This window comes from Candidatus Dechloromonas phosphoritropha (assembly GCA_016722705.1).
Lineage (GTDB): Bacteria > Pseudomonadota > Gammaproteobacteria > Burkholderiales > Rhodocyclaceae > Azonexus > Azonexus phosphoritrophus.
In genome coordinates this window covers 340135-363940 of record JADKGN010000001.1, presented here as the reverse complement: position 1 = coordinate 363940, position 23806 = coordinate 340135, and the positions used below count along the sequence as shown (strand labels likewise).

General features: G+C 58.7%; 21 protein-coding genes and 3 pseudogenes. 10 read left to right on the top strand and 14 right to left on the bottom strand.

Translation table 11 applies throughout. From position 1 onward, the window contains the following. Window positions 1-64 precede the first annotated feature (64 nt). From IPP03_01780 to IPP03_01765, 4 genes are all read right to left on the bottom strand, one after another. Entirely contained in the window at window positions 65-694 is a 630-nt protein-coding gene (locus IPP03_01780; GenBank protein MBL0351481.1) for a DDE-type integrase/transposase/recombinase, read from the bottom strand. After that, window positions 691-1170, bottom strand: a complete 480-nt coding sequence (locus tag IPP03_01775) for a transposase (GenBank protein MBL0351480.1) — start codon at window positions 1168-1170, stop codon at window positions 691-693. The genes IPP03_01780 and IPP03_01775 overlap by 4 nt, the downstream gene beginning before the upstream one ends. 95 nt (window positions 1171-1265) lie before the next feature. Beyond that, window positions 1266-2480, bottom strand: coding sequence for an IS4 family transposase (locus IPP03_01770; protein MBL0351479.1), 1215 nt, complete (start codon window positions 2478-2480; stop codon window positions 1266-1268). A gap of 233 nt (window positions 2481-2713) precedes the next feature. Next, window positions 2714-3100, bottom strand: coding sequence for an IS5 family transposase (locus tag IPP03_01765; protein MBL0351478.1), 387 nt, complete (start codon window positions 3098-3100; stop codon window positions 2714-2716). Window positions 3101-4319: 1219 nt separating this feature from the next. On the opposite strand from IPP03_01765, the gene IPP03_01760 reads away from it, so the two are divergent. The 3 genes from IPP03_01760 (at window position 4320) to IPP03_01750 (ending at window position 6885) form a co-directional block, all read left to right on the top strand. Then, entirely contained in the window at window positions 4320-4766 is a 447-nt protein-coding gene (locus IPP03_01760; protein ID MBL0351477.1) for a hypothetical protein, read from the top strand. Next, the gene (locus tag IPP03_01755; protein ID MBL0351476.1) at window positions 4763-5065 is read left to right on the top strand and encodes a type II toxin-antitoxin system RelE/ParE family toxin; all 303 of its coding nucleotides are present in this window, start codon (window positions 4763-4765) and stop codon (window positions 5063-5065) included. Before IPP03_01760 ends, IPP03_01755 begins: the two co-directional genes overlap by 4 nt. 605 nt (window positions 5066-5670) lie before the next feature. Next, the gene (locus IPP03_01750; GenBank protein ID MBL0351475.1) at window positions 5671-6885 is read left to right on the top strand and encodes an IS4 family transposase; all 1215 of its coding nucleotides are present in this window, start codon (window positions 5671-5673) and stop codon (window positions 6883-6885) included. 448 nt (window positions 6886-7333) lie between these two features. Here the strand turns inward: IPP03_01750 and IPP03_01745 are convergent, their stop codons facing one another. The 4 genes and pseudogenes from IPP03_01745 to IPP03_01730 all read right to left on the bottom strand — a co-directional run bounded on the left by IPP03_01745 (window position 7334) and on the right by IPP03_01730 (window position 11226). Continuing rightward, entirely contained in the window at window positions 7334-7579 is a 246-nt protein-coding gene (locus IPP03_01745) for a hypothetical protein (protein ID MBL0351474.1), read from the bottom strand. Window positions 7580-7979: 400 nt separating this feature from the next. Beyond that, a pseudogene (locus IPP03_01740) lies at window positions 7980-8479 on the bottom strand (bifunctional (p)ppGpp synthetase/guanosine-3',5'-bis(diphosphate) 3'-pyrophosphohydrolase). Window positions 8480-8778: 299 nt separating this feature from the next. Further along, a pseudogene (locus tag IPP03_01735) lies at window positions 8779-10172 on the bottom strand (IS1380 family transposase). 238 nt (window positions 10173-10410) lie between these two features. After that, a complete protein-coding gene (locus IPP03_01730) occupies window positions 10411-11226 on the bottom strand; it encodes a hypothetical protein (GenBank protein ID MBL0351473.1) in 816 nt (271 codons plus the stop codon). Between the two features lie 80 nt (window positions 11227-11306). On the opposite strand from IPP03_01730, the pseudogene IPP03_01725 reads away from it, so the two are divergent. Beyond that, a pseudogene (locus tag IPP03_01725) lies at window positions 11307-12034 on the top strand (ATP-binding domain-containing protein). Here IPP03_01725 and IPP03_01720 read toward each other — a convergent pair. The 3 genes from IPP03_01720 to IPP03_01710 are packed head-to-tail and all read right to left on the bottom strand — an operon-like array spanning window position 12035 to window position 13517. Continuing rightward, window positions 12035-12997, bottom strand: coding sequence for a tyrosine-type recombinase/integrase (locus tag IPP03_01720; GenBank protein MBL0351472.1), 963 nt, complete (start codon window positions 12995-12997; stop codon window positions 12035-12037). Beyond that, a complete protein-coding gene (locus IPP03_01715; protein ID MBL0351471.1) occupies window positions 12997-13272 on the bottom strand; it encodes a type II toxin-antitoxin system RelE/ParE family toxin in 276 nt (91 codons plus the stop codon). The genes IPP03_01720 and IPP03_01715 overlap by 1 nt, the downstream gene beginning before the upstream one ends. 2 nt (window positions 13273-13274) lie before the next feature. Then, complete coding sequence (locus IPP03_01710; protein ID MBL0351470.1) at window positions 13275-13517, bottom strand: ribbon-helix-helix protein, CopG family; 243 nt, start codon at window positions 13515-13517, stop codon at window positions 13275-13277. Window positions 13518-13863: 346 nt separating this feature from the next. Here IPP03_01710 and IPP03_01705 point away from each other — a divergent pair, with 346 nt between their 5' ends. Further along, window positions 13864-14148, top strand: coding sequence for an integration host factor subunit beta (locus tag IPP03_01705; protein MBL0351469.1), 285 nt, complete (start codon window positions 13864-13866; stop codon window positions 14146-14148). Window positions 14149-14282: 134 nt separating this feature from the next. Here IPP03_01705 and IPP03_01700 read toward each other — a convergent pair whose 3' ends face one another. The 3 genes from IPP03_01700 to IPP03_01690 all read right to left on the bottom strand — a co-directional run bounded on the left by IPP03_01700 (window position 14283) and on the right by IPP03_01690 (window position 16762). Continuing rightward, a complete protein-coding gene (locus IPP03_01700) occupies window positions 14283-15500 on the bottom strand; it encodes an IS256 family transposase (GenBank protein ID MBL0351468.1) in 1218 nt (405 codons plus the stop codon). A gap of 582 nt (window positions 15501-16082) precedes the next feature. After that, complete coding sequence (locus IPP03_01695; protein MBL0351467.1) at window positions 16083-16484, bottom strand: type II toxin-antitoxin system VapC family toxin; 402 nt, start codon at window positions 16482-16484, stop codon at window positions 16083-16085. A gap of 2 nt (window positions 16485-16486) precedes the next feature. Next, on the bottom strand, window positions 16487-16762 hold the full coding sequence (locus IPP03_01690; protein ID MBL0351466.1) for an AbrB/MazE/SpoVT family DNA-binding domain-containing protein: 276 nt from the start codon (window positions 16760-16762) through the stop codon (window positions 16487-16489). A gap of 309 nt (window positions 16763-17071) precedes the next feature. Here IPP03_01690 and IPP03_01685 point away from each other — a divergent pair, with 309 nt between their 5' ends. From IPP03_01685 to IPP03_01665, 5 genes are all read left to right on the top strand, one after another. Next, a complete protein-coding gene (locus IPP03_01685) occupies window positions 17072-18289 on the top strand; it encodes an IS256 family transposase (GenBank protein ID MBL0351465.1) in 1218 nt (405 codons plus the stop codon). 473 nt (window positions 18290-18762) lie between these two features. Continuing rightward, window positions 18763-19026, top strand: coding sequence for a type II toxin-antitoxin system RelB/DinJ family antitoxin (locus IPP03_01680; GenBank protein ID MBL0351464.1), 264 nt, complete (start codon window positions 18763-18765; stop codon window positions 19024-19026). Window positions 19027-19202: 176 nt separating this feature from the next. Continuing rightward, a complete protein-coding gene (locus IPP03_01675) occupies window positions 19203-19475 on the top strand; it encodes a type II toxin-antitoxin system YafQ family toxin (GenBank protein MBL0351463.1) in 273 nt (90 codons plus the stop codon). 110 nt (window positions 19476-19585) lie between these two features. Further along, entirely contained in the window at window positions 19586-19864 is a 279-nt protein-coding gene (locus IPP03_01670; protein ID MBL0351462.1) for a transposase, read from the top strand. A 271-nt stretch (window positions 19865-20135) separates the two neighbouring features. Continuing rightward, window positions 20136-23759 (top strand): HEAT repeat domain-containing protein, encoded by a 3624-nt coding sequence (locus IPP03_01665; GenBank protein MBL0351461.1) that lies wholly within the window; start codon window positions 20136-20138, stop codon window positions 23757-23759. The last annotated feature ends 47 nt before the right edge of the window (window positions 23760-23806 follow it).

The window sequence follows — 23806 nt, the reverse complement described above, 5'->3', positions numbered from 1 at the left end:
TGATTCGAGGAGGACATTGTCGACAGCACGATCGGCGCTGGAAAGAACGCCGCAGAGTTACCGGTTACAGAACAGGCTTGGTCGCGAGTGCGGCAATCCCCTCGGCGAGCGCCGTACGGCGCACCAGATGCGCGGCATGGTCGGCGTGATCGCTGCCGTGCACCTCCCAGCCGACAATCTTGCGGCTATACAGGTCGAGGATGAGATAAAGGTGAAACCAGTGCCCCTTAACCTTGCCTGGCAGATAAGTCATGTCCCAGCACCACACCTGGCGCGGCGTGGTGGCAATGTGCGTGGTCGGCACTCGCTGTTGCCTGGGCGCCTTGGCCCGTCCTCGGAGGGTGGTTTGACCGTGCTCACGCAGCACTCGGCTGAAGGTGGATTCGCTGGCCAGGTAAATCCCTTCATCAGCCAGCATCGGCACCATGCGCGCTGGCGGCACGGCCGCAAAGCGTGGCTCGTTGGCCACGGCAAGCACCTGCGTGCGTTCGGCCTCACTGAGCGCGTGCCTGGGCGTCGGGCGCATGGACAAGGGCCGGCGATCTGCGCAGATGCCGCCCTCAATGGCTTTCCAGCGTTGCAAGGTGCGTAACTCGATGCCGGCTACCTCGCAGGCAAGCCTGAGCCGAGCACCGGCGACATGGGCGGTATGGATGTCTTGGGCCAAGGCTTGGCGATCTTCAAGGCCGATCATTCGGCATCGCCTTTGTTGAAGATCGCCGCGACTTTTTTTGAGAGAACTAGCAGGGCAGCGGTTTCAGCGAGTGCCCGGTCCTTGCGTAGCAATTCGCGTTCGAGTTCCTTGATGCGTTTGCGGTCTTGTCGGGTTGCTTGCGGGCTGGCTCTGACTTCTTCCGGTTCGGCCAACGCTGTCGTGGCGCTGGCCCACCATTTGATCAGCTCGTCCGGATAAACGCCGTGCTCTCGACACCACGCGCTTTTGCTGGTTTCGTCCAGCGCCGCAGTGACGATCACCGCCTCCAGGCGCGCCGCCACAGTCCATGCCCGCCCTCGGGCGGGCATGGACTGCGCGTCATCTCGCCAACGCTCAAGGGTTCCCGAACCAATGCCTACTTCACGGGCCACCACATCTATTGCTGCATTTTCCGGCGCCAACAATCGTGCTACCGCTCTACCTTTGAACTTCTCTGAATACCTTGCCATTTCCATCCTTTGTCGCCGCCCCAGGGGGAGATTCTATCGAGGCGACAACTATTCTGACGTAGGGGGGGGCTGTCACCCAATCCTCTCAACTTAGTCCATAGTCATACGGCGGGTTTGTAAGCAAAGGACAGGTGAGGCTTTCGCTGGTTTGGCCGAGGTCGAGCACGATCAGGGATAAATTTCTGAAGGTTTTTGACGATTTCCGAGAAGATTTCCTTGGTAACTCGGGTGGTGATTTGCTGCACACCCGCCAAGACTCGGGGCAAGATACGACGTACGGTATTGAAGGCCATCGTCCGATTCACTCGCCATGGCGAATCGCTGGGCAGCCGCTCTTCCGCAGCCAGGTAGGTGGCCAGGGCATTGAGATTGTCACACACCATCTTGGCCCCAACATCCTGGCAGGCGGCCAGCCAAGTCAGGCCGGACGTGTGCTCCAGATTGAGCCGGTGTTTGATGCGCTTGAACGCCTCCTCGATACGCCAACGGCTGTGATAAAGGGCTGAGAAGCTTGTGGCCGGATACCGCGCGGTATCAAGCAAGGAGGTCATCAAGACCCGTACCTTGCCAGTCGGCGTCACCTGACGAATCAGGCGAACCATAGAAGGCAGACGCGGACACTCGTAATCAATGGCATCCTGACGATGCGGTGGCGGCAATGTCACCTGCGCCTCATCTTCTCCGGATCGCATGAACTGGGTGATGGCAGAAAAGGAAGCGGACGAATCACAGCGTATGCAAAAGGGGATACCTCGATGCAACAGCGCCGCGACCAACCAGGCACCCGGATACCCGCGATCAAGCACCAGCATGTCCTGAGCACCGAGTCGGTCAAGCCGCTCAAACAACATCTGACGTTCGCCGACCAGCGAACTGTGCAAAATCAGCGAGTCGAACAATTCGATCCCTGGCCGAAACAAACCGAAGATGGCCGCTTCTCGAATATGGCGGCGCCCTTCCAGGTCAAGCAAGGTCAGACGTACCTTCGATGCATCCGCCGCCAAGACCCGCAAGCCTTGCCAGTCCGGCTGCTGCGGAACGACCTCATCGACCAGGCGCAGCAATTCTGTATTGAGCGGCTCAAAGAGATTGGCGACCAGATGGCTGCGCGCCTTTGAGAAGGCACTGGCCGTGATCGCCCGACAAAGGCGGGTTCTTCCGGCAAGCAGGGCAAAGCAGGAATCAAGCTCCGCCTGAACTGCGCCGCGAATGCCGGTGAGCAGGAAAGCGATCAGATTCGTGAATGGCAATTCACGGTTTCGGGTGAAAAACCGAGGCTCGCGGCGGGCGGCGGCAAGGAAATTGGCGCCATGAATGTAGTCCGTTAGCCGTGAAACGATATTGGCATATTTAGGCCGTCATATAACGCCTATTTATATCAATTGGTTACATGCTCGATTATATCTTGGCGCGGCCAGATGGCAAAGTTGCCAAAATTAGATGACAGACCGCTAAGTCAAGAGGATTGGGCTGTCACCGGCTTCTCCACCGGTGAGACGAAAGCGGGCGAGTGACCCCAAGCCTTCAACCAGGGCGTGAATCTTGGTGCTCAGTCCGCCCCGTGATCGCCCAAGCGCCTGGCCACCGTTTTTTTTGGTGCACCGGCGGCATGTTGATGGGCGCGAACGATGGTGCTGTCGATGAACACCTCTTCGAAATCTGCGTCCTGCGCCAACTGGGTGAAGATGCGATGCCAGACACCACGCCGCGACCAGCGAGCAAATCGTTGATAGACACTATTCCACGGCCCGAATGGGCATGGCAGGTCACGCCACGGACTACCCGTGCGAGCAATCCACAAAACCGCTTCAACGAACTGTCGATTATCGGCCGCCGTGCACCCCGGGTCGCTGGCTTTACCCGGCAACAGGGACGCTATCCGCTCAAACTGATCATCACGCAACCACAAACGTACCATCATCCTGACGCCACCCAAAAGTCAGGATATGACCCTATATCAACCTCTGTGAACAGCCTCCTTGTAACTCATTGACTGTAAACGAGGATTTCGCCGATCAATGCCATGGTCATCTATCGGAGTGATTGTCAACACACCCTAGGCAAAGGGTTCGGATTAGCGTACGATTTTTTCCGTTTTCTGAGACGACCCCTAAAGGGACCTTCGGTCGCCGTCACCGTGGTGGAGCACCGCAATAAGCATGGGCCCGGCCAAATTCGGCGCAGCTGCGGTGTCAGCCCACGCAAAGATTGCAGCACGAGCATTCAATCAGTGCGCAAAAAGTCTTCAAGTGTGACAGGGGGGCCAGGGCCAGCGAAATAGCTTGCAATGTGATGGAGTATAGCTAGTCGTCGCACTATCGTAAATTAATGTGATCACTGCACAAGCCGCCGCCATGGCTCCGCTTTCCGTCCTGCCGTGGCCAAGAAAATGTTTTGGGGCCACCGCCTGCATGCTGCATTGCGCCACGACTGGCAGGAAGCAGCCGGCTCTTAGTGCATAATGAACTAAGGGGTTGGATTGAGCTGGGAAGATCCATTGGCGGTTTTGAGCTGCCAATATTCAATGGGCCGACACGATTGAATATGTCCAATGCATCAGCGATGGCGGTTTTTGGAGCATAGTGTGTTTTCGTGCACAGCAGATATACGACACATTGCTGACCTAATCGAGTTTCAGGCCTACCGTCCGCAAAGGCCGCGCAGCATGCATTCAGTCTCATCTCTGTACGACCGATCCACTCAGAAAACTGCCGTTGAGGCATCGAGACGACGAATGTCTCTTGAGGGTCGGCACCTGCCGGTCAGCGGTGCATGACAAAGCCGTAACAACGTTCCCCCCTGCGCCCCTCTACCTGCTTTCGCCAGCCACTCGACGGGACTCATTGCCGGTAGTGCCGCCCACTTCTGATATCCGTGCAGTCGCCTTCTGAAAACGACACCCGCGCATATCCGATTTTCATTGTGTTGTCCGCTTACCCGTCAAAAGTCGCATTTTACGGACTTAACAAGTTCCTGAATAGTGGACGGGTTTAGAGACGGGCAAAGGGACTGGAAAAGCCAGAAATCGTGGCCGTGTTGAAGCGCGCAAAAAAATCCACAAAATGACCGTTTAACGACTCTAAAGCGCTTGCACGCTTCCTTGAATTAATGCACAATTAATCATGTTTTTTAGGGTAGCGTAAAAGGAGTCGACCATGCAAAGCATGACCATAGAGCAGCTACGCGCTGCAAGTAACGCCGGCGGCGTGTCAGGCGTGACCTTGAAGGGGGAGGGCGGGGCGTTCCTCGTTCAAATCGACACCCGCAGCGGTTCCGGTGCCGTGCTGTCAAAGGCCCGCAGTACCGAGCCGCGCCGCTTCGGCAATCCGTTATCCGCGTTGAACGTGTTGCGTGAAATCGGCATCACGGTAGGCCAGTTCGACGCGAGCGGATACGACCCGGCCGACAAGGAACAGGACGCGGGCAATCGGGGCAGGGCAAACGCCATGCGCGGGGCGCACGAAGCCGCCGCCTATAACTCGTGGCTGGCCGGCGAGATTCAGGCATCCATTGACGACCCCCGACCGAGCATTCCTCACGATGAAGTCATGGCCGAAATGGACGCTGACATTGCCGCCTTGCCGAAGAAAAAGCGCGCATGACGGTCAAGCCTTACCGCATTGAATGGCGGCCTATGGCACGCGAGGACTTGCGCGCCATCGTGCGCTACATCGGCAAAGACAACCCGACGCGGGCCAAGAGCTTCGGCCAGGAGCTTCGCGACAAGACCAAACCGCTTGCACAGCATCCAGAGCTTGGCCGGCATGGCCGGCCGGGCTTGCCCGAGTGGCTTCGCGAATTGGTCGTGCATCCGAACTACATCGTTTTTTATCGAGTGCTGGCCGAGGCCCGCACCGTCGAGATTTTGAGAGTGAAGCACGCGGCACAACAAACGCCGTGATTACCAACCCCGGCGCGCTAACCCCGGTTTTTTCAGGAGTGGCGAATGAATACAGATCAAAACTTGAGCGCAATGCCCGCACCAGTGGAGGCCCTAGCGTCGGGTATTTTTGAGCAGATGGAGCCGAAAGTGAAGAAGGGCAGGGCGTGGACGTTCCATCGCTTGAATGCCGCTTGCGATACCCCGGACGGGGAGCGCGTGCAGGCCGTGCTTTACCCGAACGACGGCCAAGGGTTCGCCCTGTACGCCCGTCAGGGCCAGACCTTGCACGCCGTACCCATGACGGTCGCCCGGTGTGCTTTCGCACCATCGAGAAGGCGCTGACGACGCTGGCCGACGTGACGCACCTTAACCCTGAAATCGTGGTTGATTCGTCCAACTGGCGAGAAGAAGTCGGCCCGCACTGAAAAGAAAAGCCCAACACCGCGCTAACAGCGTTGGGCTGGTGCGGCCCAATCCTCTTGACTTAGCGGTCTGTCATCTAATTTTGGCAACTTTGCCATCTGGCCGCGCCAAGATATAATCGAGCATGTAACCAATTGATATAAATAGGCGTTATATGACGGCCTAAATATGCCAATATCGTTTCACGGCTAACGGACTACATTCATGGCGCCAATTTCCTTGCCGCCGCCCGCCGCGAGCCTCGGTTTTTCACCCGAAACCGTGAATTGCCATTCACGAATCTGATCGCTTTCCTGCTCACCGGCATTCGCGGCGCAGTTCAGGCGGAGCTTGATTCCTGCTTTGCCCTGCTTGCCGGAAGAACCCGCCTTTGTCGGGCGATCACGGCCAGTGCCTTCTCAAAGGCGCGCAGCCATCTGGTCGCCAATCTCTTTGAGCCGCTCAATACAGAATTGCTGCGCCTGGTCGATGAGGTCGTTCCGCAGCAGCCGGACTGGCAAGGCTTGCGGGTCTTGGCGGCGGATGCATCGAAGGTACGTCTGACCTTGCTTGACCTGGAAGGGCGCCGCCATATTCGAGAAGCGGCCATCTTCGGTTTGTTTCGGCCAGGGATCGAATTGTTCGACTCGCTGATTTTGCACAGTTCGCTGGTCGGCGAACGTCAGATGTTGTTTGAGCGGCTTGACCGACTCGGTGCTCAGGACATGCTGGTGCTTGATCGCGGGTATCCGGGTGCCTGGTTGGTCGCGGCGCTGTTGCATCGAGGTATCCCCTTTTGCATACGTTGTGATTCGTCCGCTTCCTTTTCTGCCATCACCCAGTTCATGCGATCCGGAGAAGATGAGGCGCAGGTGACATTGCCGCCACCGCATCGTCAGGATGCCATTGATTACGAGTGTCCGCGTCTGCCTTCTATGGTTCGCCTGATTCGTCAGGTGACGCCGACTGGCAAGGTACGGGTCTTGATGACCTCCTTGCTTGATACCGCGCGGTATCCGGCCACAAGCTTCTCAGCCCTTTATCACAGCCGTTGGCGTATCGAGGAGGCGTTCAAGCGCATCAAACACCGGCTCAATCTGGAGCACACGTCCGGCCTGACTTGGCTGGCCGCCTGCCAGGATGTTGGGGCCAAGATGGTGTGTGACAATCTCAATGCCCTGGCCACCTACCTGGCTGCGGAAGAGCGGCTGCCCAGCGATTCGCCATGGCGAGTGAATCGGACGATGGCCTTCAATACCGTACGTCGTATCTTGCCCCGAGTCTTGGCGGGTGTGCAGCAAATCACCACCCGAGTTACCAAGGAAATCTTCTCGGAAATCGTCAAAAACCTTCAGAAATTTATCCCTGATCGTGCTCGACCTCGGCCAAACCAGCGAAAGCCTCACCTGTCCTTTGCTTACAAACCCGCCGTATGACTATGGACTAAGTTGAGAGGATTGGGGTGCGGCCCCGGAGTGGCGAAACTCATTTAGGGCCGCTGACCATTACCAAAACAGGAAAACGATCATGACCAATCTTAGCAAAAATGGCGTTTTGCGGACAGTCTTATGAAGAGCTTGAATGACCTCCAGGCCGTGATTCAGAAGCGCATAGACGCCAATCAAGCCAAAGCGGGCGCCAAGATACAAGGGCAGTCGCCATTGTTCACGGAGAGCAGCGACACCCCTTTGTCACCGGCCGAACTGGCGGCAGCGGCACCCGCACCGGCCAAGTTGGAGAGTTCGGCCGGAAGCGAGAAGCGCGGCCGTTCAAAGCTGTTGCCCGTCCGACACATGTGGTCAACGTGCAGCGATTGGAGCCGCCAGCGTTAAGCGAGCTATACCGCACGATTCGATCCGCCATCCATGGCTTCGAACATCACCTTCAGGAAACAATGTACGCGCGGCTGCCAGCCGCCAGTAAGGCGGTCATTAACCGGATGCTGGCGGGCGATGATTCCGACGCTTTCGATGACAGTACACTCACGACCGACACCGCCTCGATATTCACGAAGCTCAAAGCCGATCCTCGATAAATTTGGCGGCGCGGGTGGGGAATCGCCTGTGGAGCGTAGCGGAACAGGCGATTCCCCACCCGCAGAGGCAAGGTCAACACCAGAATCAACAGCAACAGTCGAACCCACAGCAAAACCGGGGCAGCGCCGTCCAACTGCTAGTGAAGTCAAATGCACAGCTTAAACCCAGTTGATTTTTGTCTTGACTGAGGGGACCACTTTAATAAATTGCGGTCACGAATTGCAGAGATCCGTGAGACAGAAATGTGTCACCTAAGTGGGATTCAAATTGTTGATAGAAACGGTAACAAATTCCTGAAAATAGACGGAAGCCGAGATTGAATCTTTGACGCAACGGATATAACTTTACATAATGCAAATTATGCGCAATACAGAACCACAAAAAAAGCAACATTGCCCATTTGTAGCGCCCACTTTATTTCGGTAACCATGCATTTCGCATATATTGCGTGACGTTTTTCGGCACAAGATTTTGGTAACCGAACTTCTCAGCGATTATGGGTGCGACTTACAGGCATCGTCAAACAACCGTTCAAGTTCCGGATGCACCCCCCGAAGCTGGTCGACAACTGATGCTGCCCAGGAAATGTATTCAATCGGGCGGCGGACAGCCAGCAATGTCTCTGACGTTACATATCTTATCCGCTAGTTTAACCAGCTTGGCTCGACGGCTGATACTCCGCGAGTGTATGACCCTGAAGGCGCTTGCGCTCATCCTTGGCGAGCGATTTGTCGTCTGTCACCTCAAGGACAATGTCCGCCACTTCCTGGCCAAAGCGTTTCATCAGCTCCTGCACGGTTGTTTCTGTATCTTCAACCGTGTCGTGCAGGATGGCCGCAATCAGGACGCGCTCATCGTCAATGTCCGCTTCGTTGGCCAATACGTTGGCCAGCGCAATCGGATGATTGATGTACGGTGACGCCTCAGCGTCCTTCCGCCTTTGGTCCCTGTATTTCACCGCTGCAAATGCGATGGCTGCAATCAAGCGCTTCATGACCGGAAAATCACCTGGCGATGGTAGTCAAGGTAGTTACGATGCTGGTCAGCAAGGATTGAGTCCCTAACCCGGATGTTTCATAAACCCGCCGCGCGATGTCAATGTCGTGCCATTCCAGCCGTGATGCGAGTCAGCTTGCTGCGAATTTTGCTGCCAACCCGCCACGATCGGCCAAATACCCCAACTTTTGGGCATCACACCCTGCCGCCATCGATCCCTGGACAGAGCGCTGGCGAGACCTGACCTCCGCTCAAGCGGATTCGAGTCGGTAGCATGAGACGGCGTCGCCGAGTCGATCAGGCCGGTGCCGGCGGGCGCGGGACGAGGTAAAGCAACTCGGTCACCCGCGCCAGCACCCCTTCATCGGACACGACGTAGGCAAGGACAGCTTGATCCGATCCTTGTACTGCACCACGCGCACCGCCAACTTAAAGAGTTTCAGGATAATCGACAGCGGTTGCGCCTTGGCCAGTTCCGTATGCACCAGCGTGTTCTCGCGCAAGCCGTGAATCAACCCATACGCCGCACACGAATAGAACAGCCGCAGGTGATTGGCGAGGAAGGCATGATCGGAGGTCCGGTCACTGGCCAAGTCGTTCTTCACCGCCTTGATGAAGTTCTCGTCCTGCCCTCGAGCACAGTACAGCTCTTTGTAAAGCACATCAGGCGTCGGGTCGGACAGCGAGGTCACCACGTACCGCGGGTTGTCACCCAAGGCCATCACCTCGGCCTTGACCACCACGCGGTAAGCCTTGGGCCACGAGCCCGCCTGATACTCGATATCGTCGTACAGTCGTGTCGCCGCAGGCTCGGCGTTCCCCAGGCGCTGGGCGTTGGCGCTGTGTGTCTGGTGCAGCGCACGGGCTTTCTTCAGCAGCGGCTCGGCCTTGGGCGAGAGCACCTGGTTGCCGGCCAGGCCGAAGAGGAAGTCCAGATGCGGATCGGACGCGCACAAGGCCATCAGTTCGGGATTCGAGAAGTGGCCATCCCCGCGCAGAATGATGTGGGTCTCGGGCCAAGCCTGGCGGAGCAAGCGCAGCACGCGCTTGATGATGGCCGCGTTCTCCTTGCCAGTCGGGCGTTTGCCCGGACGCAGGACGGCAGTAATGAACTTCCCGGAAAGTCCTTCGAAGAGAAACAGCGGCAGGTAGCAGTGATTCCCGTAGTGGGGGTTATAGAACGCCAGTTCCTGCTGCCCGTGAGTGGCATCCTCCGAGTGATCCATATCGAGCACGATCACGGCAGGCGCCTGGGCGTAGCTGGCGATGAAGGCGTCGACGAAGCTTTTGGCCAGGCGGTAAATGTCTTTGCGCGATACGCTGTTTTCGAGCCGGGAGAGCGTGGGGCCGGAGGCCAGGTCATTTCCCTCGTCCAGCGGGGCACGACCGACCGCCAGTTTGAACAGCGGATCGCGCCGCAGCGTGTTGGCGTCATTACCGTCGGCGTAACCGCTGGCGGTCTGGAATATCCGCTGGCGGAGCAGGTCGGCCAGGGGATGGTCAATGTACGAGGCGTGGCGTTTGTCGTGAATCGCGCTGACCAGGCGGGGAATCAGGCCGATTTGCAGGTCGATGCCACGCAACAGGAGTGCGCCAAAGTCGGAGGACATCGCCCCGCCGTCAAACTCTGCCCGGATCGTAAATCCGGCGCTGGCGGGAAAGTGAAGCTGGGTTGGGATAGAATGGTCCATGGGCGGTCTCGTTTAGGCTTCTTACAAAGCGTTATTGGCGTAACCCCTATTATATCAATGGGTTAAACGAGATTCGCCTGCTTTTATGAAAAATTCGGGCTAAACTGCTGTAAATCGGGTGGCAGGTAGCCACCGCTTCGATTCGGTAAACTGACGTTGCGAGACGATCGATAACCGAAGGAGAGAAGCGATGACTGGGTATGAGGTTAGCGTAGGAACGGACTTGCTGCCAGGGCTTTTAAACGGGCAGGACGGGCTGGCGAAACTGGTGGAAGCGGTGCTCAATCAAGTACTGGAGGCGCAGGTGACGGAAACGCTGGGGGCGACGCGGCACGAGGTCCAGGCCCGTGACAGCCCACCTGCGCTGCCAATACTCTATAAGCAACTGCCGGAAGATTTTCTGCCCAACGCGTTGAATGACCAGTCTTTCGACCTCGGTCGAAGCTGGAAGACCTTGTGATGCGGCTCTGAACTGCTCGACGCCCTCACCCGTGAGAATGCGTGCCAGAGCAGCGGCACGCTGCAGGAGTCTGTAAAGGTTGTCGTATCTCGCGATGAGGTCGGCCAGCACGAACCAACTGCCCTCTTCTCCTGCGCGCATCGAATGCCCGCAGTCCTCGGCAAGCTTCTGGCCCCATTGAACGGCAGAGAAACCGACCTGATAGCAATCCGCCGGCTGGGGTGAAACGCCCAGCGCATACGGGAAGGCTGTGGACCGGAAGACCAGCCAAGAACCATCCCTGGTCGGCGTCAGGTCAAATCCTGCATCAATGGCCGCCTTTTCCACTCCCGCTACTGAAAGCACGCCGCCAGGAGTGGCGCTCTGGCCGGATGTTTCCTCTTGGCCTTGCGCGAACTGTGACCATGCCTCGAGAAACGCCGTCAGTTCCCGATTGGAACCCAGGGCCAAGCCAGGGTAAGTGCCACGCAGGCCTGAAATGGTACGGGTTCTGCCGGTTATGGCTGCTTGCTGGTCGACCCAGTCGGACACTTCACGCTCTTTTCGGCCAAGGGCTGGCGACAGCGCCTTGGGAGAGAAGCCAATCTCGACCATGTTTCCCGGTTCATTACCTGAGAAGTAACCCTTGAGCGTTGGCGAGATGACGCGCAGTCCATGCCCGCCCGAGGGCGGGCATTCGACTGACAGAGGTGTTCCGCCAGGCGGCCGCATCGCGCATTGCATTGTGCGTATTGCCCACCAGATCAACCAGGGCATCTATCCTAACTTCCCAGCCAAAGGCGAGGTCTCGGATTTCTACTTTGTCGGTGCCGAAGACCCAGAGGCCATCGCCCAAACCGTGGTTGATCTGGTGCAAACGCGCCTACCCAAGAAGTTTCACCTCGATCCGGTGCGCGACATCCAGGTGCTGTGCCCGATGAACTGGGGGACCACCGGTGCTCGCGGCATCAACCAGTCCCTGCAGGCAGCCCTCAATCCTCCTGGCGAACACAGTGTCGATAAATTCGGCTACCGCTTCAGCACTGGCGATAAGGTGATGCAGATCGAGAACAACTATGACCGGGATGTCTATAACGGCGACATCGGCTTTGTCACCAGCGTCAATCTCGACGACGCCGAAATTGCCGTCGAGTTCGATAAGCGCGCCGTGAGCTATCCGTTCGGGGAACTCAATGAACTGGTGCTCTGTTACGCAACGACGATTCACAAATCACAGGGCTCAGAATATCCGGTGGTGGTGATTCCCGTATCGACCCAGCACTACATGATGCTCAAGCGCAATTTGATCTACACAGGGATCACCCGCGGCAAGAAGCTGGTTGTGCTGGTCGGCCAGAAGCGCGCTCTGGCCATAGTGCAGAGGGGTCGGTTGCAGTCAGCCGTTGGGCCAGAAGTGCCTTAGTCAAATAGCGATCCGTTCAACCTCATCGAGGCTGATCTGGTCGTTTCGACGGTCGTAAAGGCCGGTAGTCCTTGCGCTTTCATGGTTGGCCATCTGCTGTGCGACCTCCAGCTTGCCGCCGTTGCGCAGGTACTCGGTGATGCCTGTCGCCCGAAAGCTGTGGCAGCCGATTTCCGTCCGTAGGGCAATGGCCTTGGCGTGCCGCCGGATCATCCGGTACACATCCGCCTGACTCATTGCGCGCTCGGTGAGTTGCCCCGTTCGTCCGATGGCCGTCCGGAACAGAACCCCCCTGCCCTCACTGCCGATCTGCCCACCTTCGATGTAGGCGTGCAGGTACTCATCGAGATTGTGATGGCAGGGCATTTCGTGTTGCTTGCCGCCCTTCTCGTGCAGGCGCACCCAGGTCCGCCGGCCTTGCACGTAGACATCCTGAACCTTCATGCCCACAGCCGCGCCAACGCGCGCGAAGGTGTACACCATGAGAGCGATCAGCGCGCGATCGCGCAGCCCGACCGCCTTGTTGGTGTCGATTCCATCAAGAAGCGCTCGCGCTTCGTCGGTGCCGAGCACCGGGGCCTTGCCTTTCTTGACCGAGTGTTTCGGGGCGCGTACCGAGCTCGCCGGGTTCGCCGCGATGACCTGGCCGATCACCAGCCAGTCGAAGAGCATCCGCAGGCCTGCCAGGTGCAGCTTGACCGAGGGTGCCGAGAGGCGCGTTTGTAGTGTCTCGATGTAGGTGGCCACATGGACCGGCTCGATGGTGCGCAGCTCGCGCAAGCCGACCTCTTCGCACCAGGCCGAGAATTCGACGGCAGCGCGCGCATAGGCCCGGCGCGTGTTCGGGTTGCGAATGTTGGCGGTGAAGAATTCGAGAGTGCGCTTGCCCGCCTCCGGTGTCGGCGAAAACAGCGCCGGCAAACCAAATGTTCCGGACGCTGCTTGTATTAGCGATGCGGCCATTACCGATCCTCCCGTGCGTGCCAAAGCCGCAAGATGTAAATGGCGGTGTTGGTCACCTCGTAACATAGCTCGTAGTCGCCGACAATCACCCGCCGCACATCACGTGGCGCGAATTCTTCCAGCTGGACGCCCAGCTGCGGGTAGGTCACGAGCCGCCCGGCGCCGGCGACCAGTTGCTGGACAATCTTCGCGGCAGCGCGCGGATTGACCGGCACCAGGAAATCATGCAAGCGCGCCAGATCGCGCTGCGCACTGCTGGTCCACTTCAGCGCCATCGCTACGCCGGTCGGTCAAGACTGTTCGCCCAGCCCTCGACCGCGCTGTGCTCGACCAGCCGCCCGGCATCCACATCCGCCAAGCCTTCGAGCGTCAGCTGATAGCGCTTCGCTTCAAGATCAACCCAGGCCGTCAGGGCCTGTTTGACGATCCAGCCCCTGGGTCGCTCCAGACGTGCGGCGAGCTGATCGACCTTCTCGGCCAGCTCGATCGGAATGTGGGCAGTCACGACTCGCGTTTCCATTGTTCAATCCTGATAACTCATACACAATCCAATGTAATCACACTGACCAAGTTTGTCCACGGCGATCCGTGACCTGCCGCCATTTGTGAATGATAACGTCCTTTATCAGTCACAAACGGCCCCAGCGTTTTTGTCGCCGCGACATCGTGCCAGGGTGGCTCGTTGCATCGGCGAGCTGCAAGGCGTCCGGGTCGCGCCGAAGGTGTGACCCACCATGGCTTGAGCTAAGGGACGAAGCTTAACGTCCGGAAGGCGTCGACGTTGCAATGTGTCATCGATGCTGGCGTGCCTGCCAGTGTGTTGTTTGCCACAGCTTCCGAGCGGAAGTGCCACTTAAAATTCGCCCATGATCCGCTCCGAACTCATCAACCGACTCGCTGCCCTCTTTCCGCAGTTGACCACCCAAGATACTGAACTTGCGGTCAAGACCATTCTTGAAGCGCTGAGCAACACGCTGGTGAAGGGGGACCGTATTGAAATACGCGGTTTCGGAAGCTTCAGGCTCAACTACCGACCGCCACGTACTGGGCGCAACCCAAATACCGGTGAGGCCGTACTGGTTCCAGCGAAAGCTGTGCCCCACTTTCAGGTGGGGAAAGAACTGCGTGCCAAGGTCAACTCGGGCAGATAAGAGCTACATCATTGAGTTCTGCTTGAGCAACGGTGTATCCATTACGCATGTTTTTAGAACGAAACTGATGGTCTCCAAGTCAAGTCCAAAATCTGCTGTAAATACTCTTCGATCCGATGAATGACGAATGGTTTTCAGCTAGCGAGGGCAACAACGTTGTTGCCCTCGCTAGCTGCGGCGCGGGAAGCCGCCCACTCCTTGAATTCATCCATGTCGAGGTACTTCCGTTCCTGCCAAGCCTCGTTCTGTTCGGCCAGCAGAGCGCCGATCAGGCGCAAGGCTGACTCGTCGTTGGGGAAGATGCGGATCACGCGCTCCCGCCGGCGAATTTCCTCGTTGAGCCGCTCCTGCATGTTCGTTGTGCGTAGCCGCTTGCGATACTTCTCGGGCAAGACCATTACCGCCATGGCATCCTCGAATCCTGCTTCGAGGCAGGCCACCGCTTTGGGGGCGCTCTTGGCGAAGCGCTCGGTGAATTCCGCCAGGCGGCGCTTGGCCTCGACCAAATCGGGCGCCTGCAGCACGAGCTTGACGGCAGCTGCCACCTCGGCGCGGTGGCGGGTGTTGCATTGGCCCAGAATGTTGCGCATCAGATGCACCTGACAGCGTTGCCAGCTGGCCCCCTGAAAGTGCCGCGCTGCCGCTTCACGCAGGCCGCCGTGGTCGTCCGAGATGATGAACTGCGTGCCCTTGAGGCCGCGCCCTCTGAGCCAGCGGAAGGTCTCGTCCCAGGTGGCGAAGCTCTCGGTGTCGCCGATCCGCACGCCCAGAATCTCCCGGAAGCCATCGGAGCGGATGCCTGAGACGGTCAGCACGGCACGCGAAACCACACGATCTTCTTGCCGACTCTTGATCAACAGGGCATCGACCAGCACGAAGGGATACTCGCCGTCCAGCCGCCGTTCGTTGAACGCGCTGACCCGCGGTTCCAGTCCGGCGCACAGTGCGCTCACCGTCGATTTGGAGAAGCTGGCGCCGCACAGCTCTTCGGTGATCGCCGAGACCTTGCGCGTCGAGACACCGTGCACGACCATTTCCATGAGCGCCAGAACGAAGGCCTGCTCGCTCCGCTGGTAGCGCTTGAAGATGTCCGTCGAAAAGCTGCCGTCCCGCGTCTGCGGCACCAGCAGCGTCACCGGCCCAACCCGCGTGTAAAGGGTGCGTGGCCGGTAGACGTTGCGATAGCCGGCCCGTTCGTCCGTGCGCTCGTGCCGCGTCGCCCCCAGCGTTTCCGTCACCTGCGCCTCCAGTACTTGATTGAGCACCGCTTCCACCAGTTTCGCCAGCCCGTCCTGCCCGTTTAAAAGCCCTGGCAGCAAGTCCGTTCCTACGCTAACCTCATACCCAGTCATCGCTTCTCTCCTTCGGTTATCGATCGTCTCGCAACGTCAGTTTACCGAATCGAAGCGGTGGCTACCTGCCACCCGATTTACAGCAGTTTAGGGACTCAATCTGGTCTCCAATCGGCCACTATGCACAGTTTGAAACTATGTGCAGTTCGTTTTGGCATACGCTCTGCGACGCAGGCAGGGCGTATCTTTCGCAAAACCTATTCTCTAAATTGTTGACATAGTTTCTGCTGCGATGAGAAACAGCAATGCCGCTACTTTGCTCCAGTTACCAACTTACCCCAATTGCATCTTAGCTCGACCACGCAAACAAAGCCGGCTCCGTGCCATGATGGTGCGGGGTTGCAGAGGAAGGGACTGTATTCGATCGGGCTGCATGGCGAAAAGCACATGGCGACTTTTGCATTCGGATTCGCTTGTCCAGTCCCTGATTTCGCCAAAACTATGTTCAGAACTGTTGCACGTAAGGTCCGCGAATAGGGCCATTCCGGTCGTCACTGTACCTAGTTGCGAACTGTGCATAGTGGCCGGTTGCTGTCTGTCACCGAAGGTGGCAACCAACACAAAGCCATTGCGGGCTTCTGACTATACCCAGTTTTCCAGCATGATCGGCGCGGCGATCCGCTCGTAGTGGCGACTGTTGTTGGTAACCAGGACGGCGCCGGCAGACAATGAGTGGGCGGCGATCATCATATCCAGTTCGCCGATTGGTTGCCCCGAGCTGACCAACTGGTGGCGGATGTCAGCGTACCAATCCGCCGCCTCGGCGTCCCACGGCAAGACGCGAACAATCTTCAGAAACTGGCGCACCGCCAGATGCAGGCGATGATCGGCCGGCAAGCGCCTCAGTCCGTATTGCAATTCGGCCCGCGTCATCACCGAGATGCAAACCATCGACGGCACGAGGGCCGCCAAGCGACTCTCTATCGCGGGTGACTTTCCCTTAATGAGGTAGCTCGCCGTGTCGGTATCCAGCATGTGCAGCATGGTTAAGCGTCCACCTCATCATCGAAGACGCCACGCGCTTGCGGCACGACATTCAGCGGGCGTTCTGCCATGAACTCGGCGGGTACATTGACGGCGTGCAGCAACTCGAAAAACGCGCCCCAAGTCTTGGCGCCAGGCCGGTTCGACAGCACAACATCGCCGGTTGCATCGTCGCGGGTGACGAAAACCTCTTCCCCTTCAAAGCGAAATTCCGCAGGAAGACGAACCGCCTGGCTGGCACCGTTCTTAAATAGCTTTGCAACGCGCGTCTCAATCATCTTCGACTCCCGTTCAAGTGGATGATATATACATCAGTATATACCTGCAGTGAAGGGATCTCAATATTCCTGCGTACGGCCAATTTGAATGGTCAATTTAGGGGAGGCCAAATAACATCGGTATTTGTCATTGTTGGCCAGGTCTTCTATAGTTAGCCAACTTCTGTATACCCATCTTGGCCAACCGTCATGCAAGTCGCCCGCATCTGATTGAGTCCCTAAACTGCTGTAAATCGGGTGGCAGGTAGCCACCGCTTCGATTCGGTAAACTGACGTTGCGAGACGATCGATAACCGAAGGAGAGAAGCGATGACTGGGTATGAGGTTAGCGTAGGAACGGACTTGCTGCCAGGGCTTTTAAACGGGCAGGACGGGCTGGCGAAACTGGTGGAAGCGGTGCTCAATCAAGTACTGGAGGCGCAGGTGACGGAAACGCTGGGGGCGACGCGGCACGAGCGCACGGACGAACGGGCCGGCTATCGCAACGGCTACCGGCCACGCACCCTTTACACGCGGGTTGGGCCGGTGACGCTGCTGGTGCCGCAGACGCGGGACGGCAGCTTTTCGACGGACATCTTCAAGCGCTACCAGCGGAGCGAGCAGGCCTTCGTTCTGGCGCTCATGGAAATGGTCGTGCACGGTGTCTCGACGCGCAAGGTCTCGGCGATCACCGAAGAGCTGTGCGGCGCCAGCTTCTCCAAATCGATGGTGAGCGCACTGTGCGCCGGACTGGAACCGCGGGTCAGCGCGTTCAACGAACGGCGGCTGGACGGCGAGTATCCCTTCGTGCTGGTCGATGCCCTGTTCATCAAGAGTCGGCAAGAAGATCGTGTGGTTTCGCGTGCCGTGCTGACCGTCTCAGGCATCCGCTCCGATGGCTTCCGGGAGATTCTGGGCGTGCGGATCGGCGACACCGAGAGCTTCGCCACCTGGGACGAGACCTTCCGCTGGCTCAGAGGGCGCGGCCTCAAGGGCACGCAGTTCATCATCTCGGACGACCACGGCGGCCTGCGTGAAGCGGCAGCGCGGCACTTTCAGGGGGCCAGCTGGCAACGCTGTCAGGTGCATCTGATGCGCAACATTCTGGGCCAATGCAACACCCGCCACCGCGCCGAGGTGGCAGCTGCCGTCAAGCTCGTGCTGCAGGCGCCCGATCTGGTCGAGGCCAAGCGCCGCCTGGCGGAATTCACCGAGCGCTTCGCCAAGAGCGCCCCCAAAGCGGTGGCCTGCCTCGAAGCAGGATTCGAGGATGCCATGGCGGTAATGGTCTTGCCCGAGAAGTATCGCAAGCGGCTACGCACAACGAACATGCAGGAGCGGCTCAACGAGGAAATTCGCCGGCGGGAGCGCGTGATCCGCATCTTCCCCAACGACGAGTCAGCCTTGCGCCTGATCGGCGCTCTGCTGGCCGAACAGAACGAGGCTTGGCAGGAACGGAAGTACCTCGACATGGATGAATTCAAGGAGTGGGCGGCTTCCCGCGCCGCAGCTAGCGAGGGCAACAACGTTGTTGCCCTCGCTAGCTGAAAACCATTCGTCATTCATCGGATCGAAGAGTATTTACAGCAGATTTTGGACTTGACTCCTCGAACCGTCAGGTAATCGCCTATTGGAGACTATCAGTTTTGTTCTAAAAACATGTGTAATGCATCTGCCATCGCTCAAGCAGAACTCAATAATGTAGCTCCTATCTGAGGTTGTAAGCCGGAACCGCCGAAAATTCCGTCACCCCAACTCCAGCCCCGTACAGGGGGTAGACCGAGCAGCCATGTCACCAGCCGCCATTTCGCAGTCGGAAAACGCCGGGGACAAGGTTTCCGGCCATCCGGCCTATCCGACACGGTTTCCCGAGCAGCTTTCGCCCTGTCGAGACCATCGTTTGCGACGCTTTGCCGTCCGTGTGGGAAACAGATGTTTTCCGACATCCGGCCAACACGCAAGGGATGCGTCCTGGCGTCTCGTGGGCCACAATGTAGCTCAATAACTTGGAGGATCAGATCATGTCCGCAAATGCTGTTGTCCGTGCCAGAATCAACGAGCACATTAAGGAAGAGGCGACCGCCGTGCTTGCGGCGATGGGGCTGACCGTGTCGGACGCCTTCCGCATCATGCTGACCCGCGTCGCACGCGAGAAGGCACTGCCGTTCGAGCCACTGGTTCCCAACGTCGATACTATCGAAGCGATGAAGGAGGCGCGCAATGGTGGCCTGAAGTCGTTCGCCACCGTCGAGGACCTGATGGCGGACCTGAATGCGGAAGATTGAACCGTGCTTATCCGGTTAGCACACACAAAATTCACGCCATGGGAATTTCCGAGCATAAAGTGGGGGGCAACTTGTTTTTGGAGGGGAATTCGTCGCCAATAATGGCACCGGCGGAACAAATACGGCATCATTGTGGGAAATAAAATCGCTGTATGTGTTAACCGGATAAGTACGGGATTGAACATACTGGCCAGTTCAAGCGCGACTACAAGCGCGAAACCAAGGGACCGCACCGGCAAACGCTGCAAAACGATTTCGGCACCGTCGTCACGGCCTTGGCCCATGATCAGCCACTGGCTGAGAAGCACCACGATCATTCGCTCAGTGGTGATTGGAAGGAGCACCGGGATTGTCACGTCAAGCCCGACTTGGTCTTGATCTACAGAAAACCGGACGACAACGTACTCCAGCTCGTCCGTCTCGGTTCGCACAGCGAACTTGGCCTGTGAGCAGCCGGACTCCGTGACAAGGAAATGAAGGATACGGCGATCGGAATCATCGATGTGGAACGGGCACGACACGTTCCAAAGCGACGGCAAGATGATCGACCTGGACCTGGATGCGCTCGTGGCAGGGCCGGCGTGGGGATGACGGAATTTTCGGCGGTTCCGGCTTACAACCCCCATTAGGTCGCCGCGATGTGGTCGGTTGTTTTGATGGTGGCCGGATCACCTCGGACAGCGGCGGCTTGCTGTTACGGGAGGTGGATCAGCGGATCGGCCTACTCAATCGAATGGCCGCATGCTTCACCGATTACCACAACCCGAACAGTTTCGAGCGCAGTGTTCAGTCACTGTGCGATGCAGGGGACAGTTACTCTAACCGCTCACGTGGATAGTGGATAAGTAAACTATCCCGACAGTCGCCTTGCCGAATTGACGGTCGCTGACGACCGGCAGATACTTGAGCGTCTTGGAAAAAGGGCCGTTTATGTTTCCTATTCTTCATTTCAGCATTTCAGCTCTACCCAAATCCCCCTTTTCCCCGCCCTCCCGTCCAGCCCAACGGCTGTTTCTGGGACACCCCGCAAAAAGCAAATTCCTAGCAGCCGGGTTTGACAGCGGGCAACGATTCCCGCCGGACAAGCCGCTGGCGCTGGTGCTCGAATAGTGCCAAAGATCTTCATCTCCTATCGAAGACAAGACTCCGAGGCGGAAGTCACGCACCTGTACGATGACCTGAAGCGGCGCTTCGGTGCGGCTAATGTCTTTTTCGACACGCGGACGATCCTTGCTGGCTCGGCATGGCATCAGGAGATCAAATCGCACCTCGCCGAAAGTGACGCCGTGCTCATCGTGATGGGCAAGGAGTGGCTGCAGGTCGGAAATACAGCTTCACCGCCCCGCGTGATGGATGCGGATGACGTGTACCGGCAGGAAATTGCGGACACCCTGAGTCGCAGCCCGCAGCCTCTCGTGATCCCGGTGTTGCTCGCGAGCGTCACCGTGCCACGGCGTGAGACGCTCCCTGAAGACATCGGGGACCTTACGGCCAGGAACGTGCAGGTATTGCGGAACTTCGATTGGGAGCACGATCGCGCCAAGTTGATCAAGGCGATCAATGTGGGGCTCCGCCAGGATGTGGCGGCGCAGCAAACGTCCGAGACTGAACGTCTGGCCCGCTACCGGCAGCGGCTGCTCGACGATACGTGTTTCGTCAGCTTGCGAGGGATTCCACAGCCGCGCGACCACCACGGCCGGGCCTTGCAGCTCCGAGTGCCGCTCGACGCGATCTACGTACGGGTGTTCGCGATCGAAGAACAGCGGGCACGCGCCGCGGAAAAGACCCGCGAACGTGCTGCGATGAAAACCAGCTCGACGGACGCTGCGTCGCTCGGTGCGCACCTATACCTGCCGGAGGAATCATCGAGAAAAAGTGCGCTCGATCCCGAGCGCCTCCTCCGTGATAACGAACGGGTCGTCATTCTTGGCGGGCCGGGTTCGGGGAAATCGACCTTGCTGCGCTACGTCGCGCGACAGAGCGTCCAGAGCGTAGAAGTGCGATTACCTCTGCTCGTCTCGCTGCGCGAATACGGCACCGCCCTCGCGACCGAGGCCGGACTGTCGTTGCGAGACTTCGCGGTGACGCAGGCGTGCCGCGGCGATCGGGAGCTCCGCCAGGTCCTTCACAGGAAGATCCGGGAGGCACGGGTTCTGTGGCTGCTGGACGGTCTCGACGAAGCACAGTCTGGAGCGGAACAGGTCGCGCGTGAAATCGCCGACCTGACCGGACTCCTCATGCTGACCTCGCGGCCGACCGGCTATGACGCGTCCGGACTCGAACAGTTACCGCATTTCGAGATGCTGCCGCTGGCCACGGCCGATGTGGATCATTTCCTCGCGCAGTGGTTCGAGATTCTCGCCGGACAGCGCAGCGATTCGCCCTCGCCCGCCCACATGCTCGAGGCTTTCAAAGCGCAACTCGCCCGTCGGCCGCAGCTCGAACAGGTGGTTCGGAATCCGCTCATGTTAACGTTCCTCGCGGTGCTCGCGGGCGATGACCCTTCACGAGACCTCCCAACGCAAAGGACCGAGCTATACCGGCGATACGTCGAGGAATTGATCCACAGCTGGGAGCTTACTCGGCAAGCACCACCGGCTGCCGGCGCTCGCGACGATGGAGATGAAGAGAGGAGAGCCAGGTTGACGGGCTTTTACTTCCTCGGCTGGTATCTCCAACTCGGTTACTACGGTGGAAAAGGCGATGCATCACCGTCCCGCCGCAAAGTCATTGAAGATCTCGGCGCCTATTTTAAAGCGGCGGGATTCGCGAATGGCGCCGCGCTCGGTGAGCAGGTGATCGAGCACTGGCTGCAGGCCGGCATGCTGGTCGTCTGGACGCTTGCCGGCGAAGAGTTCCTCGCCTTTCGGCACCTGACGTTTCAGGAGTATGCAGTCGCGACTCAACTCGCGGCGTTGTGGCAAGCAGATGCTTCTCATGCCTGGGACTTCCTGCGCCCGCGAATGCATCACCACGCATGGCGGGAGCCGGTGCTCATGATGATCGGGATACTCCGTGGGGAGTTGGCAACAACCGCCACCTGGAGTCTGCTCAGCGCGCGGAGCCGATACGAACGCATTCTGCACCGCGATCTGCTGTTCGCCGCCGCGGCGGTCGGTGAAGGCGCTTCGATACCGGACCAACTTGCGCAGACGATTGTCGGGACGCTCACTCGTTTATTGCAGCGGCCGCCAGCAGGACGCATACGGAACGCAATCAGCGGCTACACGTCGATGTGGTTGTTTCGCCTGTTCTTTTCGCCATTCCGTCTGTTGTTCATCCCGTGGTTGCTGCTCTACGCGCTTGTCTGGGCTCCGATTGAGAAGAAGGTGAAACCGCTATTAGCCAGGCCAATGTCCATGCTGCGGCGTGCGTTCACACGGTTGCGGCATGTGCGGGTGGAGGTCCACGACCGCATCGCACTAGTCGAAGCGCTCGCGCGAACGGGGCGGCACGAAGCCATACAGGGTCTCGGCGCAGCGCTCAGTCACCCGGAGGAGAGCGTGGCGCAGGCTGCAGCGCGGGGTCTGGCGCGCTTCGGTCGCGAGGCATTGCCCGTCGTTCTACCGGCGCTGCGCACATCCGCTACGAGGTCGGCTGCGCTAGCGCTCGCACAAATGGGCAGCGCTGTGGTTCCCGACGTAGTCGATCTGATGAAGGACGAGCAACCCAGCGTACGATGTGCCGCAATTCGGGCGGCGCAGGATCTCCGTGATGCGCGCCTCGTAGAACCACTCATCGAGAGGCTCGGCGATCCAGCGACCGCAGCGCGACGAATGGCGGCAGTCGCGCTCGCGGAATATCGGGACCGACGCGCGACCAGTTCCCTGATCAGGCACCTCCATGATGAAGCTGAAGTAGCGGCGGCGGCCGCGTACGCGCTTGGAAATATCGGCGACACCGCGTCCGTTTCGGCGCTCGCAATAGTCGTAACCCAAACCGCACGCATCGTCGTTAACGACTACTACTCTCAGGTGAATGACGCGGTGGATTTCGTCGAACCGCCACCGGCTTGGGACGTGTATGCAGCGGCGGCGGAAGCACTCGGAAAGCTAGGCGGCCGCCAGGCGGTCGAGGCGCTCACTGAGGCTCTACAGTTTGGCTATCCTGCGGCTAAGGCAGCTGCTCCTGCGCTCGCCGCCACTAACGAACCGAGCGGCGTGATCGCGATCATCAACGCGCTGAAGAGCGGCGATTCGAATACCGAGCATGCAGCCCGGGATGCGTTGCCGCAAATCGCCGCGCCCGGCGCCGTCGATCTCCTGTCCGAAGCGCTTCAGGAAGGGAAATTGTCGCCGATAGCGCACAAGGCGGTCGTCGCAACCATTCGGTGGTTGGCCGGTGACAGGGATGTCAGACGCGAACCTCCAGCGCAGGCGGAGCAAACGCCCGACGCGGAAATCTCCGAGCCGTCAACTCAGGCCCACGCCCAAAGCGAAGCTTCACAACTGGCAAAATTGGTCGAGGGACTCCTCGCCACGCTCGGCGGCGATTGCGAAACGCACGTGCGTGAATCGACGGTGACGTCACTCGCGGAACTGAGTAGCCGCCTTTCCGATCTCGCACTCCTGTATCGCGTCGAGCATGCGCTGTGGTTGAGTCTCACTAAGGAAGATGCACGCGCCATGACCTCAGCTTTCACGCGTGTGGTGGCGCGGACGACATCGTTGGAAGCTCAAGCCCTACCGGTTGCAGATCCCCTGCTTACGATTCTGCATCGGTCAGTCGCGTGATGCCGAACCCGACGAATCTCGATCCGCCACAAATCACGTTATCTGCC